The sequence below is a fragment of the Microbacterium sp. SA39 genome (assembly GCF_000967865.1).
In the GTDB taxonomy this organism is placed as follows: domain Bacteria; phylum Actinomycetota; class Actinomycetes; order Actinomycetales; family Microbacteriaceae; genus Microbacterium.
The window spans coordinates 43,252-59,459 of the sequence record NZ_JXRU01000029.1; the positions used below are offsets into that span (position 1 = coordinate 43,252).

14 protein-coding genes are annotated in these 16,208 nt (G+C 68.7%); 5 read left to right on the forward strand and 9 right to left on the reverse strand.

Translation table 11 applies throughout. The features are described from left to right. The first annotated feature begins 55 nt into the window (after positions 1-55). Positions 56-1,507: a phytoene desaturase family protein gene (locus RS85_RS05315; protein WP_046012402.1), complete on the forward strand. Its 1,452-nt coding sequence runs from the start codon at positions 56-58 to the stop codon at positions 1,505-1,507. A 182-nt stretch (positions 1,508-1,689) separates the two neighbouring features. After that, positions 1,690-2,733: an ATP-dependent DNA ligase gene (locus RS85_RS05320; RefSeq protein WP_046012403.1), complete on the forward strand. Its 1,044-nt coding sequence runs from the start codon at positions 1,690-1,692 to the stop codon at positions 2,731-2,733. A gap of 10 nt (positions 2,734-2,743) precedes the next feature. On the opposite strand, the gene RS85_RS05325 is transcribed toward RS85_RS05320, so the two are convergent. The 6 genes from RS85_RS05325 to RS85_RS05350 all read right to left on the reverse strand — a co-directional run bounded on the left by RS85_RS05325 (position 2,744) and on the right by RS85_RS05350 (position 11,278). Further along, positions 2,744-2,983, reverse strand: a complete 240-nt coding sequence (locus RS85_RS05325; protein WP_046012404.1) for a toxin — start codon at positions 2,981-2,983, stop codon at positions 2,744-2,746. Further along, positions 2,980-3,243: a ribbon-helix-helix protein, CopG family gene (locus RS85_RS05330; RefSeq protein ID WP_046012405.1), complete on the reverse strand. Its 264-nt coding sequence runs from the start codon at positions 3,241-3,243 to the stop codon at positions 2,980-2,982. The genes RS85_RS05325 and RS85_RS05330 overlap by 4 nt, the downstream gene beginning before the upstream one ends. Positions 3,244-3,281: 38 nt before the next feature. Further along, a complete protein-coding gene (gene ligD, locus RS85_RS05335; RefSeq protein WP_046012406.1) occupies positions 3,282-4,352 on the reverse strand; it encodes a non-homologous end-joining DNA ligase in 1,071 nt (356 codons plus the stop codon). A 43-nt stretch (positions 4,353-4,395) separates the two neighbouring features. Beyond that, positions 4,396-5,550 (reverse strand): SseB family protein, encoded by a 1,155-nt coding sequence (locus tag RS85_RS05340; protein WP_052703419.1) that lies wholly within the window; start codon positions 5,548-5,550, stop codon positions 4,396-4,398. 28 nt (positions 5,551-5,578) lie between these two features. Then, positions 5,579-8,038 (reverse strand): ATP-dependent helicase, encoded by a 2,460-nt coding sequence (locus tag RS85_RS05345; RefSeq protein ID WP_046012407.1) that lies wholly within the window; start codon positions 8,036-8,038, stop codon positions 5,579-5,581. A gap of 102 nt (positions 8,039-8,140) precedes the next feature. Further along, positions 8,141-11,278, reverse strand: coding sequence for a lamin tail domain-containing protein (locus RS85_RS05350; protein ID WP_046012408.1), 3,138 nt, complete (start codon positions 11,276-11,278; stop codon positions 8,141-8,143). A gap of 133 nt (positions 11,279-11,411) precedes the next feature. Here RS85_RS05350 and RS85_RS05355 point away from each other — a divergent pair, with 133 nt between their 5' ends. Beyond that, positions 11,412-11,810, forward strand: coding sequence for a YccF domain-containing protein (locus RS85_RS05355; RefSeq protein WP_046012497.1), 399 nt, complete (start codon positions 11,412-11,414; stop codon positions 11,808-11,810). Positions 11,811-11,903: 93 nt separating this feature from the next. Here RS85_RS05355 and RS85_RS05360 read toward each other — a convergent pair whose 3' ends face one another. Further along, positions 11,904-12,890 carry a glycerophosphodiester phosphodiesterase family protein gene (locus RS85_RS05360; RefSeq protein ID WP_046012498.1) on the reverse strand — a complete coding sequence of 329 codons (987 nt, stop codon included), beginning with the start codon at positions 12,888-12,890 and terminating at the stop codon, positions 11,904-11,906. 90 nt (positions 12,891-12,980) lie between these two features. Here RS85_RS05360 and RS85_RS05365 point away from each other — a divergent pair, with 90 nt between their 5' ends. Both RS85_RS05365 and RS85_RS05370 read left to right on the forward strand, forming a co-directional pair. After that, a complete protein-coding gene (locus RS85_RS05365) occupies positions 12,981-13,892 on the forward strand; it encodes a Bax inhibitor-1/YccA family protein (protein WP_046012409.1) in 912 nt (303 codons plus the stop codon). Positions 13,893-14,056: 164 nt separating this feature from the next. After that, a complete protein-coding gene (locus RS85_RS05370) occupies positions 14,057-14,329 on the forward strand; it encodes a GlsB/YeaQ/YmgE family stress response membrane protein (RefSeq protein ID WP_046012410.1) in 273 nt (90 codons plus the stop codon). A gap of 84 nt (positions 14,330-14,413) precedes the next feature. Here RS85_RS05370 and RS85_RS05375 read toward each other — a convergent pair whose 3' ends face one another. Both RS85_RS05375 and RS85_RS05380 read right to left on the reverse strand, forming a co-directional pair. Further along, positions 14,414-15,700, reverse strand: a complete 1,287-nt coding sequence (locus RS85_RS05375; protein ID WP_046012411.1) for an RNA polymerase sigma factor — start codon at positions 15,698-15,700, stop codon at positions 14,414-14,416. 13 nt (positions 15,701-15,713) lie between these two features. Continuing rightward, complete coding sequence (locus RS85_RS05380) at positions 15,714-16,139, reverse strand: YciI family protein (protein WP_046012412.1); 426 nt, start codon at positions 16,137-16,139, stop codon at positions 15,714-15,716. Between the last annotated feature and the right edge of the window lie 69 nt (positions 16,140-16,208).

Sequence of the window (16,208 nt, forward strand, 5' to 3'; positions counted from 1 at the left end):
CGTCTGGCAGCGCTCTTCGACCGCTTCTTGTGCGAACGCGTGCAAGACTGGCGTCATGGCACGGGCGACGATCATCGGCTCGGGTCCTAACGGGCTCGCTGCGGCCGTCGCGCTCGCCCGCGCCGGCTACGAGGTACGGGTACTCGAAGCGGCTGACACGCTCGGCGGCGGTATGCGCACGCAGGCGTCGACGATTCCCGGCTTCCTGCACGATGTGTGCTCGGCCGTGCACCCCGCGGCCGTCGCGTCACCGTTCTTCCGCGCGTTCAAGCTCTCTGAGCGGATCGAGTGGATCGACCCGGAGATCTCCTACGCGCATCCGCTCGACGGTGGACGCGCCGCGATCGCCCGGCGCGACATCGAACGCACGGCGGCCGACCTCGGCGTCGACGGACGGGCGTGGCTCGCCCGCATCCGTCCGCTGAGTTCGCACATCGAGGGCCTGGTCGATTTCACCGGCAATCAGCTCCTTCGGATGCCGCGCGACCCCGTCACGGCGATGCGCTATGCGATCCGGATGCTGGATCAGGGAACGCCCCTGGCGGAGCGTGCCTTCCTCGGCGATGCCGCCCCGGCTCTGATGTCGGGCGTCGTCGCTCACGCGAACTCGCCGCAGCCGACCCTCGCGGGCGCCGCGGCGGGCCTGCTCCTCGCCGCTCTCGGGCACGCCGGAGGCTGGCCGTACCCCCGCGGCGGCACGCAGCGGATCGCCGACGCGATGATCGCCGACGTCGAGTCGTTCGGCGGCACCTTCGAGACGGGCATCCGCGTCAGCGATCTCCGCACGCTCGACTGGGGCGATCCCGCGCGCGGCGACCTGCTGATGCTCAACTCCTCCCCCCGTCTCGCCCTCACGCATCCCGATGTGCCCGCGGGCTATGAGCGAGCGATCCGGGGTTATCGGTACGGCGCTGCGGCAGCCAAGGTCGACTTCGCCCTCGCCGGCCCGATCCCCTGGACGAATCCCGCCGTGCGACGCGCTCCGACCGTGCACCTCGGCGGCACCCGCGCCGAAGTCTGGGCGAGCGAGAATGCCGTCGCCGGCGGCCGCGTGAGCGAACGCCCCTACGTGCTCGCCGTACAGCCGTCGGTGTTCGACGACTCGCGGGCGCCCGAGGGCAAGGCCGTGCTCTGGGCGTACATCCACGTGCCCAACGGCTCGGGCCTCGACCCCACCGAACTCATCACGGCGCAGGTCGAGCGCTTCGCCCCGGGTTTCCGTGACCTGATCCTCGCGCACGATGCCGTGCCGGCATCCTCCCGAGAGGCGATCAACCCGACCGAGATCGGCGGAGACATCTCGGGCGGGGTGTTCGACATCCGTCAGGCGCTGCGACGCCCGGTGCTGTCCACGGCACCGTGGCGCACTCCGATGCGCGGGGTGTACCTCGCGTCGGCATCGACTCCGCCAGGGCCCGCGGTGAACGGTATGGCCGGTTGGCATGCGGCCCACACCGCGCTGCGGGATGCGGGTGCTCCTGCGGAGCTCGACGACCTCTTCGCCTGATCCGCGCCCTCCGCGGCTGAGCTCACCCCTCCCCACCCGTGCACAATTCAGCAAGAATCTCGTCGCGCCCGACCTGAGCCCCGTGATTCCGCAGCTCAGCCCTCCCACCACTCGCAATCTTGCTGAGTTGTGCACCGGCACGCGTCCTTCCGCTGAGCAGAAGCGACGGCCAGGATGGAAGCATGCGCTACGAAATCCCCGCCCCGATGCTCGCGAAGGCCGCCGCCGGCGTGCCCGACCCGGCGAAGACGCCCGGCGGTCTGCTCTTCGAGCCCAAGTGGGACGGCTTCCGAGGCCTGATCGCGTGGGATGGCGAGACGGTCGAGATCGGCTCCCGGGGCGCGAAGCCGCTGACCCGATACTTCCCGGAGCTCGTCGAGGCGATTCCGGAACTGCTGCCGGGTCCGTGCCTGCTCGACGGTGAGATCGTGGTCGCCACGGGGCCTGCGGGCGCGCAGCGCCTGGACTGGGAGGCCCTGAGCCAGCGCATCCACCCGGCGGCATCGCGCGTCGCGAAGCTCGCCGCCGAGACCCCGGCGATGTTCATCGCCTTCGACCTGCTCGCGTACGGGGACGACGACCTGCTCGGGCAGTCTTTCGAGACGCGGCGCGCGCGGCTCGAGAGCGTGATGGAGTCCGTCGAGCATCCGCTGCACATCACCCGCACCACCCGTGACCGCGAAGCGGCCGTCCGCTGGCTCGCCGAGTTCGAAGGCGCCGGCCTCGATGGGGTCGTCGCCAAGCCGCTCGACCAGCCCTACGCGCCGGGCAAGCGGACACTGATCAAGATCAAGCACGCTCGCACGGCCGATGTGGTCGCGCTCGGGTACCGCATCCACAAGTCCGGGTCGGGCGTCGGTTCGCTACTCGTCGGACTGTACGACAGCGACGGCACCCTGCGGCAGGTCGGCGGCGTCGCCGCGTGGAGCGATGCGCGTCGCCAGGCGCTCGTCGAAGAGCTCGCCCCGCTCGTCGAGCGTGACGAGAGCGGCGGCGCCGTCACCGGTGAGAGCGAACGCTCACGCTTCAGCGGCTCCAAGGACGTCTCGTTCGTGCGGCTGCGCCCGGAGCGGGTGCTCGAGGTGCGTTACGACCAGCTCGAAGGCGACCGGTTCCGGCACACCGTGCAGTTCGACCGCTGGCGCCCTGACCGCGAGGCCCGCTCCTGCACCTATGACCAGCTCGACACCGTGGCGGGGTACGACCTGGCCGACGTCCTGCACTGAGGGCGGCCGGTCACGGAAGCAGATCGAGCATCTGCGGCCTCGCTGGCATCGCGTGGATCACGAGTTCATTGCCGCTGTCGAAGACGAGCACCACGGTTTCGAGCAGACGGCCGTGCGTGTCGAATCCGAGACGAAGCTGACGTGCGGGGCTGTCGTCGTCGAGATCCTCGATCCACAATGACCACGTTGCGGCCTGAATGGCGTCCTCGGGATCGATACCGTGCTTTCGCGCGGACTCGTGTACCTTCACGCAGCTGACGCCGTCAGCGCGTCTCGGATCACTTCGGATCGAGTCTTTCCTTCACGCTCGGCGCGCGCATCGAGGGCTGCGATCTCATCCAGAGTGAGGCGCAGCGCGACCACCTGCGACGGCTCTGAACCTCGGCCGGGGCGACCACGTCCGCGCCGCTTCAGCAGTTCGACGTCGTAGCCGGCTTCAGCCTCAGCCGCCCAGGCAACAATCTGCTCCTCGGTGACGGGCTGTCCGTTGATCGTCTCCCGCGATGACATGACATTAATGTATAACGAAATTCTTGGGGGAGCAATGATCAGTCGTCGACCGGGTTGCCGTCGGCATCCCAGTTCCCGGCGACCTTCTTGCTCGGCTGCACGCGCGGCGGCTCGCCGGGCATCTTGGGGAACTCGGGCGGGAACGGGAGCTCGCCGAGCCCGTTCTCCTTGTCCCGCTCCCACCACTCGAGCAGCGTGTCGATGCGGCCGGGCGACTTCTGCATGTCCGCCCAGGGGTCACCGATGTCGGCCAGGCGCTGCGGAATGCTTCGCACGGTGATCACCGTCGGATCGAGACCATCGAGCTCGTCCCAGAGAACGGGGGTCGAGACAGTAGCGCCGGGAAGCGCGCGCGGGCTGTAGGCACCGGCCATGGTCCGGTCGCGGTTCGCCTGGTTGAAGTCGACGAAGAGGCGCTCTCCTCGTTCCTCCTTCCACCAGTTGGTGGTCACCTGCTCCGGCATCCGGCGCTCCAGCTCGCGCCCCGCAGCGATCACGGCATGACGTACGTCGAGGAACTCATGCGTCGGCTCGATCGGCGCGAAGATGTGCAGGCCGCGGTTGCCACTCGTCTTCGCGAACGCCTCCAGCCCCGCCTCCTTCAGCACTTCGCGCAGAGTGTGGGCGGCGGTCACGGCATCCGCGAAATCCGTCCCCGGCTGCGGGTCGAGGTCGATGCGCAGCTCGACCGGATTGTCGGCATCCGTCGCGAGCGACGCCCACGGATGGAAGACGATCGTATTCATCTGCACGGCCCAGACGATCGCGCTGGTGCGGTTGAGAACGATCTGCGGATGCTGCCGCCCGCTGTTGTACGTCATCATCTCGGCGTCGACGAAGTCGGGAGTGCCCTTCGGCGGGTTCTTCGAGAAGAACCCCTCCTTGCGCGGCTCTCCCGCCGCCTCGATGCCGTCGCGGAAGCGCTCGAGCGACACCGCCCTGTTGCCGTTCGCGGAGAGGAACGGCGTCGAGACGAGCTGCACGTATTCGGCCAGCTCCGCCTTGGTGATGCCGAGATCCGGCCACACCACTCGGTTCGGGCTGGAGAGGGCGACCTCGCGCTCTCCGTCGGAGTCGACGACGGTCAGGGTCACACGTTCTGAGGCCATGCTCCGACCCTAGAGCGCCGACCGATCGTGCGGAAGCCTGCGCTCAGTCTTCGAGATCGACCGCGAGCACCAGCACCGGAGCGAGCGCGTCGCGCTCGACCACGAGCGACGGCCCCGCGGAGTCGATGATCACGCCCGCCATCTCGGAGTGGCTCGAGAGCACCTTCGCCAGCTGCTCCGGCTCGAACGGAAGCGGTCGATCGCCGCGACCGAGCGCGATGACCTCGAGCGGGTGCGAGAAGAGCTGCAGGAACCTCCGACCGTCCGCGGTCTGGGCCTCGGCGATGCCGACCTGCCCCGTGCCGGCGCCGTCGTTCACGGCGACCCACATGCGCGTGCTCGCCAGGGCCTCCCCGACCTTGACGGTCGAGTCCTGCTCCCGAGAAGCCGCGAGGAGCGACTTGACCGTCATGTCGACATCGGCCTGATCGAGCGTCTTCTGCAGCAGCTCGGTCGGGAAGACGACACGATGCGGCGCGGAGGCGTTGTCGACGATGAGGCCGGCGAAGTCACCCGACACCACCTGCTGGAACACCGACGTGGACGGCTGCGCGACCGCCGAGCTCGTGGAGGGATCGTCTTCGAGCTGCACCGAGTCGCGCACGGCCGCGGCGGAGCTGAACGCGAGCATGAACTGGCGCTCGGAGTCGCGCACGACCGCGACGGCGAGCGGCTTGCCCTCGCTGATCTGCGCGCGGGCGTCGCCGATCACGCGGATGTAGAGGTGCCCCTGCAGCGCCTGGCGCAGCACGCCGAGCAGCTGCTCGTTCGATGCGCCGGCCTCGACCTCTTTGAGCGCCTCGCGAAGCAGTACGTTGTCCTTCATGCCGGCGACGGTCTCGGTCTGCTCGGGCGGCAGCAGCGGGGCGAGCGGAAGCCGGCGATCCTTCGCGATGGCCTGCTCGGGGGCGGCAACCGGAGGCGTCGGGAGGCCCGACGGCGCGACGGGGCGAGGCGCGGATGCTGCGGCATCGGACGACGTTTCCGGCGCAGGCGGGGCGACTGCCGGACCCGCTTCGGCACCGACACCGCGGAACGCCTGAACGGAGATCCCGATGGATGGAGCCGGCTCGACAGGTTCGGCGCTTGTCGTCTCGGCGTCAGCTGCGGCGGGACTGCTCGACTCGAGGTCTGATGCGTCTGCGGCGAGCGGGTTGGCGTCGTCGCTGGACTTCTTGCGGCGGGAGAAGAGGGCCATATGAGTCAGCCTAACCCGGCCGCGCGGCCTAGATCTTCTCGATCGGCGCGACCTTGATCAGGAGCTTCTTCTGCCCCGCGCCGTCGAAACGCACGTGTGCGATGCGCTTCGCACCCTCGCCGGTCACGGCATCCACCCGCCCCTCACCGAAGTCGACGTGACGGATGCGATCGCCTGCGGTGAGCTCGAGATCGCCGTTGTCGCGCATCTTGGCCGTGACGCGGTTGGGGAACTTGTCCATCGCGGTCGAGAGGGGCTTGAGCGAATCCCTGCCCGGCAGCGCCTTGACGGCGAATCGGTCGCCCGAGCCGGAGCCGGATCCACCGAAGCCGCCACCCCTGCGCGCGTTCAGCGCGCGCGACTGCATGCCGCCACGCGAGTTGACGTCGCCGGGCGACTGGCGCCAGTCGATCAACGCCGCGGGGATCTCCTGCAGGAACCGGCTGGGCATCGCGACGGTGACCTCGCCGAACTGCGCCCTGGTCATGGCGAGCGACAGGTGCAGCCGCTTGCGGGCTCGGGTGATGCCGACGTAGAAGAGTCGCCGCTCCTCCTGCGGGCCGCCGGGCTCGCCCGCCGAGATGCGGTGCGGGATGAGGTCTTCTTCGACACCGGTGACGAACACGGCGTCGTATTCGAGCCCCTTCGCGGTGTGCATCGTCATCAGCGAGACCGTTCCGGACTCGTCGTCGAGGTCATCGGCATCCGACACCAGCGCGACCTCGGTGAGGAAGTCGACGATGGTGCCCTCGGGGTTGTTGCGCGCGAAGTCCCGCGCGACGGCGACGAATTCGTCGAGGTTCTCGACGCGGGCCTCGTCCTGCGGGTCGCGGCTGGCGCGCAGCGCATCGAGGTAGCCGCTCTTCGACAGGAGGAGGCTCAGGCCGTCGGCGACCGTGGTCGGCGGAGGAAGCTCACCGGATGCCGGGAGCATGATCGCCGTGGCCTCTGCCAGCACCGCATCGAGGTGCGCGATGGCCGCCTGGATCTTCGGCCCGAACCCGAGCTGCGCCGAGTTCGCCAGCGCATCTCGGAAGCTGATCTCGTGCTCCTCCGCGAACCGCGCGATGGCGGTCTCCGTGACGTCGCCGATGCCACGACGCGGCTTGTTGAGGATGCGGCGCACCGACATCTCGTCGGCCGGGTTCGCGACGGCGACGAGGTAGGCCAGCGCGTCCTTGATCTCGGCACGCTCGTAGAACTTCGTGCCGCCCATGATCTTGTACGGCACGGCCGAGCGGATGAAGATCTCCTCCAGCGCACGGGACTGCGAATTCGTGCGGTAGAACACCGCCATCTCGGAGTACGGCATGCCCGCCCGGCGCAGGACCTCGATCTCGTCGGCCACGAACTGCGCCTCGTCGTGCTGCGAGTAGCCGGTGAACCCGATGATCGCGTCGCCGTCGCCCTTGTCGCTCCAGAGCTTCTTGTCCTTGCGATCGAAGTTGTTGCCGATCACGGCGTTCGCCGCCGAGAGGATGTTCTGGGTCGAGCGGTAGTTCTGCTCGAGCAGCACCACGCGGGCGCCGGGGAAGTCGCGCTCGAACTCGCTGATGTTGCGGATATCGGCGCCGCGGAACGCGTAGATCGACTGGTCGGAGTCGCCGACGACGGTCAGCGAGGCCCCCTCGAGTTCCGGCGTAGTCTCCGGTTCGAAGATCATCATGCCGTTCGAGGCATACGGGTCGGGGGCGTCACTCGACACCGGTCGGGTCAGCTCGTGGATCAGCGCGTACTGGGCGTGGTTCGTGTCCTGGTACTCGTCGACGAGGATGTGCCGGAAGCGACGCCGGTAGGTGTCGGCCACCTGCGGGAAGGCGCGGAACAGGTAGACGGTCTGCCCGATGAGGTCGTCGAAGTCGAAGGCGTTCGCCTTCTGCAGCTGCTTCTGGTAATCCGCGAACAGCTCGACGAAGATGCGCTCGGTCGGGTCGCTCATGTTCGCCTGACGCGCGTAGGACTCGGCATCCGACAGCTCGTTCTTCAGCTTCGAGATGCGCCCCTGCACCGATGCGGGGGTGAGGCCGTAGGCATCCGCCTCATGCTCCTTGACGAGTCGCTTGATCAGCGCGCGCGAGTCGCCGGAGTCGTAGATCGTGAACGACTTCGTGAACCCGAACTGTTCGGCCTCACGGCGCAGGATGCGCACGCACGCCGAGTGGAACGTCGAGATCCACATGCCGCGAGCCGCATCGCCGATGAGGCCCGCGACGCGCTCACGCATCTCGCCTGCCGCCTTGTTGGTGAAGGTGATCGCGAGGATCTGGCTCGGCCAGGCCTCACGACCGCGCAGCAGCGAGGCGATGCGGCGCGTGAGCACGCTCGTCTTGCCCGAACCGGCGCCCGCGACGATGAGCAGCGCGGGTCCGCGATACGTGACGGCTGCGAGCTGCTGCGGGTTCAACCCGGCGAGGAGATCGTCCTGCTGCGGGGCCCCGGCAGAGCGGGGGCCGACGGTTCCGGGGACGATGAGAGGGGCTTCGGTCATGGCCTTATGAGTCTATGCGTCGCCTCTGACACCGCGGCACGGGATCCGGCCTCGGAGCGCCTCGGCGAGGGCGCGCGAGCGAACTCGCACGCCCTCTCGACCTCAGGCCGAGCGCTTCCGGCGCCCCACCGCGACGCCACCCGCGACCAGCAGCATCAGCGCCAAGGCGATTCCCGCGATCGGCAGCTCGGAGCCGGTCGCCGCGAGACCACCCGCCCCTGCCGTGATCCGGATGTCTGCCCAGCCGAGCAGAGTCCCGTCTGCCGCGAACACCGCGATGCGGTGGGCGCCGAGCGCAGCATCCGCCGGGATCGTGACGGTGAGGGATCCGGATGCCGACAATGCGCCGGACGCGAGGCCCACCGGGTCGGAGTACATCCACACCGCGACGTCGGAGCCGGCGTGCTTCTCGCCGACGGTGACCGTGACCTTCTGGCCGCGGGTCGCGACCGACGGGTCCACCGTCACGCCGTTGCGGTTGTCGTCGACGAGGTCCGTGCCCGGCAGCGGCGGGTTCTCACCACCGGGGTTCTCCCCCGGGTTCTCTCCGGGGTTCTCCTCGGCCACACCGGGCAGGGTGCCGACGCGCAGCGACTCCGACGCGAAGCCGTCGGCGAACCACCACACCGGACGCTTGCCGTCGACCGAGAGCGAGGCCGGCGCTGTCGCGAAGCCCTCGTTGTTGATGTCGGGCATGCCGGCCGGGCGCTGGTAGAGCGCGACACCGGGCTGGGCAGTGCCGTTCAGGGTGATCTCAGCGGAACGTCCGCCTCCCCCGCCGTCAGGTGCGATGCAGCCGTTGTCGCAGACCGCCCAGAGCGAGTTCCGCACGCTGTCGTAGTCGAGCGCCATGACTCCCGCGAGGCCGGGGGCGATCTCCGACACCAGCGTCGCGGAGCCGCTCCCGGCGAGCGCGAAGGCGTACACGTGACCGTTGTCCTCCACCGCGACGAAGAACAGGCCGTCGCCATGCCCGACGTAGCCGGCCGGGTCGTAGGCTGCGCCGGTCTTGTCATCGAACAGCTTCCCGGTGAGCGCCGAGTCCGGCACCCACTGCACGGCCTCGATGCCGAGGTTCGCCCCGACGGCCGGAAGCAGCGAGGTCAGATCCCACTCCTGCGCGGCGATGAGGTCGCCCGCCCCGGCGTCTGGATCCACCTTCAGCACGACGTTCTGGTTCACGCCCTTCACGCTGTTGTCACGCTCGGAGGCGACATAGACGTCTCCCGCGCCGTCGACCGTGATGCCCTCGGTGTCGGGGCCCGCGGCCCCCGGGTCGGCGGCATCCTTCTGGAACCGGACGCGCTTGCCTTCGTCCCAGCCGTCGACCTTCTCGACGGAGCCGTCGGCGCGCGCCTCGAGCTTCCAGATGCGGCCCTCTCCGTTGTCGACCGCCCAGAGGAACGCGCCGTCGGCGGTCTCCTGCACGTCGAGTCCCGAGCTGTCCTCCAGGAAGGTCGGGATGCTGTCGAGCACGCGGACATCGGCGGAACCGGGCCACGGCGAGAAGGTCGCCTCGCCGGGGCAGACGTTGGCCGCGCCCTTGGTCGGCTCGGTCGTGACCGCGAAGACCCCGGTCGCGTCGGGGCAGCGGCCCCAGGTGACGGCCGCGTGACCCTCACCCCAGGTCGTCTCGTCGATCACCAGGTCGCCGTCGAACAGGCGGACCTTGTCTCCGCCGCCGAGGCCGAAGCCCAGCTGATCGCGCTCGATCACGAGGTACCCCTGGGGGGTGATCGTGGTGCCTGCAGGAATCGCGTACGCGCGCGTGTCGTCGTCGTCTTTCACGATGATGCCCGAGACATCGAGCGCCACGGCGGTCGGGTTCACGAGCTCCACCCAGTCGTCGGGCGACCCGCCGTCGGACTCGACCTCGTTGATGCGCACCGGGTTGCCGCAGGCGTTGCGCAGTCCCTTGGTCGAGACCGCGTTGTCGGCGAAGTCGCCTGTGCCGTCGGCGCAGCGCGCCCACACCCCCTCGGCGTGCGCCGTGTAGACATGCTCGTCGACGGTGTTCCCGTTCGCGTCCCGGATCGTCACCGTGTCGCCGTTGCCGAGCCCGAAGACGAAGTTCGCCGGCTGGTCGAACACGAAGTAGGCGCCCGGTGCGAGCGAGGTGCCCGCCGGAAGAGGGGTGGTCTCGGCGGCGTTGCTGATCGGGTCGCTGTCCATCACCGACCACCCGGACAGGTCGACCGCCGTCGTGCCGGTGTTGACGACCTCGACCCAGTCGGTGGCGTCGCCGTTCGACTCGATCTCGTTGATCACCACGTCAGGCATCACACACGAATTCGCGGCACCCGGCGTGGGGGTCCCGAGCAGGAAGCCGCCCCTGCTGTCGGGGCAGCGCGCGAGGGTCGCCGCGGCGAAGTCGCCGTCGATCGCCGCGTGCGCGGTCCAGGGAAGAGTGTCGTCGATCATCGCGCCGGGCGCATCGTAGAGCCGGATGCGGTCGGCGCTGCCGATGCCGATCGCGTCGCGGAAGGCGGTCTCGACGCCGTCGACGAGCCCGATCGTGCCCTCTTCGACGACGAGGAACGCTCCGGCCTCGATCTGCGTGCCGGGCAGGAACTTCCAGCGGTGGTCGTCGGAGTTGTCGCGGATCTCGTAGTCCGTGAGATCGAGCGCGGCGTCGCCCGGGTTGTGGAACTCCACCCAGTCGGCCGGCTGCGAGTCCACCTCGTTGATGCGGATAGCGCCGGAGACCGGTTCGACGGTGCAGTCATTCGCCGCTCCCGGCGTGGCCGCCGTGGCGTGCGCCCAGTCTCCTGTGCCGTCGGGGCAGCGCGACCAGTCAGCCAGCGGCGCGGTGTTCTCGTAGGCGTAGGAGTCGATCTCGGTGCCCGCCGGGTCGAAGAGCACGACCTCGTCGCCCTTGCCGAGCCCGAACGGGAAGTCGACGTCCTTCACCAGCACGAGGTATTCACCCGGAGCGAGCGAGGCGCCCTCCGGAGCCGTGCCGAGGGTGTCGCGCTTCTCGTCGGAGATGTACCAGCCGTCGAGAGCCACGGTCGCGGTGCCGGCGTTGAAGAGCTCCACCTGATCCGGCAGACCGGTGACGGCGTCGTCGTAGATGATCTCGTTGAGGACGAGGCCTGCCGCCGCGGGAGCGCCGACGGCTTCCTCGAGCGGACGGATGCCGGGATCGGCGCCGACGGCGGCGACCGGGGTGGCGAGCAGGGCGGCGGCGCTGAGCGCGCACACGGCCGTGACCGCCGCTGCGAAGTGCAGGCGGGGCATGGAGGACTCCTGGATGGGGATTCAGACGGGTAGGCCTCCACCCCACCGACTGCGCGTGGCCGCGCAACGACTCGCCCGTGCACGGCAGGTGAACGCCAGGTGGCCGTTCAGCCGCGCGTGGCACAATCGCCTGATGCGCACGATCCTCAACATCATCTGGGTCATCCTGGCCGGCTGGGCCCTGTTCCTCGGATACGTCCTGGCCGGCATCCTGCTGTGCATCCCGATCATCACGATCCCCTGGGCGATCGCCTCGTTCCGCATCGCGCGCTACGCGATCTGGCCGTTCGGCCGCGAGGTCGTCAGCAAGCCGACCTCCGGCGTCGGATCGTTCCTCGGCAACGTGCTCTGGGTCATCCTCGCCGGCTGGTGGCTGGCGATCGGCCACATCGTCTCGGGCATCGCGCTGTGCATCACGATCATCGGCATCCCGATGGGCATCGCCGACTTCAAGATGGTGCCGGTCTCGCTCATGCCGCTCGGCAAGGAGATCGTCTCCACTCGCAAGGGCGCGTTCGACCGCACCCTCTGACGCCAGGTTCTGCGGCCGATCGTAACTTCTGCGGCCACATCGGCCGAGAGTGGCCGCAGAAGTTCGGGATGGCCGCAGAACGTGCGAGCCGAGTCAGCTGCGGAAGAAGCCGACGCCGAGGTCCGGGTGGTCGACGAACACGCCGTCGACCCCGGTGCGCGCGATGACGCCCCACTCCGCCTCGTAGTCGCCGAAGGCGCCCTTGCCGCCCGGCCCGCGGAACTCCGCCGCGAGGAACGCGTTCTCCGGACGGCAGGTCCACGTGAAGACCTTCAGCCCGCGCGCATGGGCATCGTCGACGATCGTGTTGCTGCGGGCCAGCAGCATCCGCTTGTTCACGCTGATGCCGTCGACCTTGCCGGCGAGCACATCGAGCCCCTCGGGCGTGACGGTCTCCTTGTAGCTGAGCGCCTGCGTGCCGTCGGCGACGAGCAGATCGTACGGGCGCCCCGCGGCCTCGATCAGATATACGTAGGACGCGGAGATGCCGCGCGCGCGCAGCTGGCCGAGCACCGTGGACTCGAAGCTCTCGATGATCAGCGGCAGCTCCCCATCGGCCCAGCCGGACTCCCGCAGTTCGCTTTCGATGAGCGGTGCGAGATCGAGGCCGATCGACGCGAAGTACGTGGCGTGCTTGACCTCGAGCACGACGCCGATCTCGCGTCCGTGCTCGGCCGAACCGTCGCGCACGATGTCGAGGACATCGCGCAGTCGCAGGATCGCCTGCTCGTCGTCGAAGCTCGCGCTGGTCGCCCGCACCTCCGGCAGCCGCTCGCGTCCGCGGAGCGTCGACAGCTCCGCCCAGGTGAAGTCCTCGGTGAACCAGCCGGTGAGCGCCTGCCCGTCGACGCGCTTGGTCGTCTTGCGGTCGGCGAACTCCGGATGCCGGGCGACATCGGTCGTGCCGGAGATCTCGTTCTCATGGCGGACGACGAGGACGCCGTCCTTCGTCGCGACGACGTCGGGCTCGACCGCGTCGACGCCCATGGCGAGCGCCAGTTCGTACGATGATCGGCTGTGTTCCGGGCGGTAGCCGGGCGCACCGCGATGCCCGATCACGAGCGGCGATTTCCTGGGCACGCTCTCAGCGTAGAACACCCCGACGCGCACGCCGCGCGGGTATCGTAGAGGAAAGCGACCTACGACCCCCTTTTGGAGTGAGGCCCACCAATGAGCAACTTCGCCTTCAACAACCCGGCGTTCAAGCAGCAGGATCCGCGCAATGTCGCGACCTACCCGGGCGGACCACAGGCCGCTCAGGGTGCGCAGAACGCCTCTTTCCAGCACGCCACTATGGATGCCGCGGCCAACGCGCGCCTCGAGGGGATGTACGCCGCTCCCCCGGCCGGTGCCATCGAGACCGACCGCATGTCCGTCGAGGACACGGTCTGGAAGACCGCCGGCCTGTTCGCCATCCTTCTCGTCACCGCGGCGGTCGGCTGGGTCTGGACTCTCGGCGGCGTCGACCTCGCGTCGACCTCGAGCGTCTCGATGCTGCCGTGGATCATCGGTGCACTCGGCGGCTTCGTCCTCGCCATGGTCATCACGTTCACGTCGCGCAAGAAGGTGCGCCCAGCGCTCATCTTCGCCTACGCGGCATTCGAGGGACTCTTCGTCGGTGGCATCTCCGCGTTCTTCGAGATCATCTTCCCCGGCATCGTGTTCCAGGCGACCCTCGCGACGGTCTCGGTCGTCGGCGTGACGCTGGCCCTCTTCGCGAGCGGCAAGATCCGCGCGTCGAAGAAGGCCACCAAGATCTTCATGATCGCCATGGTGGGGTACCTCGTCTTCTCGCTGCTGAACCTCGTGCTGATGTGGACGGGTGTGCTGCCCGCCGGCCAGGCGTTCGGTCTCTACAGCGCCGAGATCATGGGCATCCCGCTCGGCCTGATCATCGGCGTCCTCGTCGTCATCATGGCGGCCTACTCGCTGGTGCTCGACTTCGACCAGATCCAGCAGGGCGTCCGTAACGGCGCTCCGCGTCAGTTCGGCTGGATGGGTGCCTTCGGCATCATGGTCACGGTCGTCTGGCTCTACGTCGAGATCCTGCGCATCATCGCGATCGTCCGCGGCAGCAACTGATCCCGATCTCTCGTCGAGAGGCCCGTCTCCTGAGGGAGGCGGGCCTCTTGCCATATCCGGGTGCCCGTGCGCAAGGGGATGCAGGAAATTCTCAACTGGTGGATAGTGGTGACACGAACTTCCGGCATCCCGGAAGTCCTACACAGTAAGTAAAGGAGCAGACCATGAGTTTCCTCGGATTCCTTCTTCTCGGTCTTATCGCCGGCGCCATCGCCAAGCTCATCCTCCCCGGCAAGCAGGGCGGCGGATGGATCGTCACGCTACTGCTCGGCGTCGTCGGAGCCTTCCTCGGTGGATGGCTCGGATCGGTCATCTTCGGCGTCGGACTCGAAGAGTTCTGGAGCCTGCAGACCTGGCTCCTCGCCATCGGCGGCGCCATCGTCGTTCTGCTGATCTACGGCCTGATCGTCAACCGCGGCAGCAAGGCGCGCAACTGACGCACATCTGTCACTGACGCGTTTCGCGTCGACAGACGCCCGCCCTCCTCGGCAGCGAAAGCTGCCGAGGAGGGCGGGCTCTTTTCATCCCCCTTGCGCTTTCTGCTCGAGGAGAGCGCGCTCACGGTCGTTCCCCGCCAAGCCTGCGGCGACGGCGAACTCACTTCGCGCCTCCTCCTCACGACCGAGCCGCAGCAGCAGCTCGCCCCGCGTTGCGGGTAGCAGGTGGTAGCCGCGCAGAACGCCTGACGATGACAGCTGGTCGATGATCCGCAGCGCGGATGCCGGCCCCGTCGCCATCGCGACCGCCGCCGCCCGGTTCAGTTCGACGACCGGTGACGCGGCGATGCGACCCAGCGCCTCGTAGAGCACCACGATCCGGTCCCAGTCCGTGGCGTCGACGGATGCCGCAACCGCATGACACTCCGCGATGGCGGCCTGCAGGCAGTACGCGCCGCGGCCTCGGCCGAGCGCATCCGCCCTGGCCAGTGCCGCGCGACCGCGAATGATGCGACCGCGGTCCCAGCGGCGACGGTCCTGGTCGGCGAGCAGGATCGGCTCGCCCTTCGCATCCACACGCGCGGGGAAGCGCGCGGCGGTGAGCTCCATGAGCGCGAGCAAGCCGAGCGCTTCCGGCTCGCGCGGCATCAAGGCCACGAGCACCCGACAGAGACGGATCGCCTCGTCACTGAGTTCCGGGCGCATCCACTCGGGCCCGCTCGACGCCGCATGCGCCTCGTTGAAGATCAGGTACAGCACGCCGAGGATCGCGCCGAGGCGCTGCGTGTGCTCCTCTCGAGGCGGCAGCTCGAACGGCGCGTTCGCGGCGGCGAGAGTCTTCTTCGCTCGCACGATCCGCTGCTGCACCGTGGCGGTGGGAACCAGGAGCGCGCGGGCGATCTCCTCGCTCGACAGACCACCCACCACGCGGAGTGTCAGGGCGACCTGCGCCTCCCGCGAGAGCACGGGGTGGCAGGCGATGAAGATCAGGCGCAGCACATCGTCATCGACGGCATCCGGGTCCCACAGCATGTCGCCGGCATCCGCCTGCTCCCGCTCGAGGTCGTGGGCGAGAGCGACGATGCGGTCGTCGAGCCGTTCACTGCGGCGCCAGCCGTCGATCGCCTTGCGCTTGGCCACGGCGGTGAGCCACGCCCCCGCGTTACGCGGCACCCCGTCGATCGGCCACTGTCGCAGCGCATCGACCAGCGCCTCCTGCGCGAGGTCCTCAGCGAGGCTGAAGTCACCCACGATGCGCGTGAGAGTTCCGACGATGCGGGCCGACTCGATGCGCCAGACGGCGGCGACGGCGCGCTCCGCCGATCCGTGATCGGGGGCGGAGCGCACCGTCGCGTCGTCGGAAGCGTTCATCAACGCCGCGTCCTCACTGCTGTGCACGCTGAGCCTGCTCTTCGCGCCAGCCCTCTTCCTTCTCGACCCACTCGTTGTCGGCGGGGAAGTCGGAGACATCGGTCACGCGGCGCACCTCGAGGAAGGAACCCGGTCCGAGGGGAGCGCGGCCGGCCCATTCGGCGGCCTCCTCGCGGCTCGACACCTCGAGGATCCAGAAGCCGTTGAACAGCTCCTTGGTCTCGCCGTAAGGGCCGTCCGTGATCAGCGGGGTCTCGGCACTGAAGTCGACGACGAATCCCTCGGCGGCGTCCGTCAGGCCCTCGCCCGCTACCAGTACGCCCGCCTTGATCATCGACTCGTTGTACTTGCCCATGGCCTCGATGACCTCTTCGAACGGCATCTCCTTGTAGGCGTCGACAGCTTCGTCGGTCGCGCGCATGATGAGCATGTACTTCATGATGTTCTCCTTGTTCGAGGGGCCGTGTCTCGACCCTCTCACTACAGACGTCGAACGGGAATGCCTCGG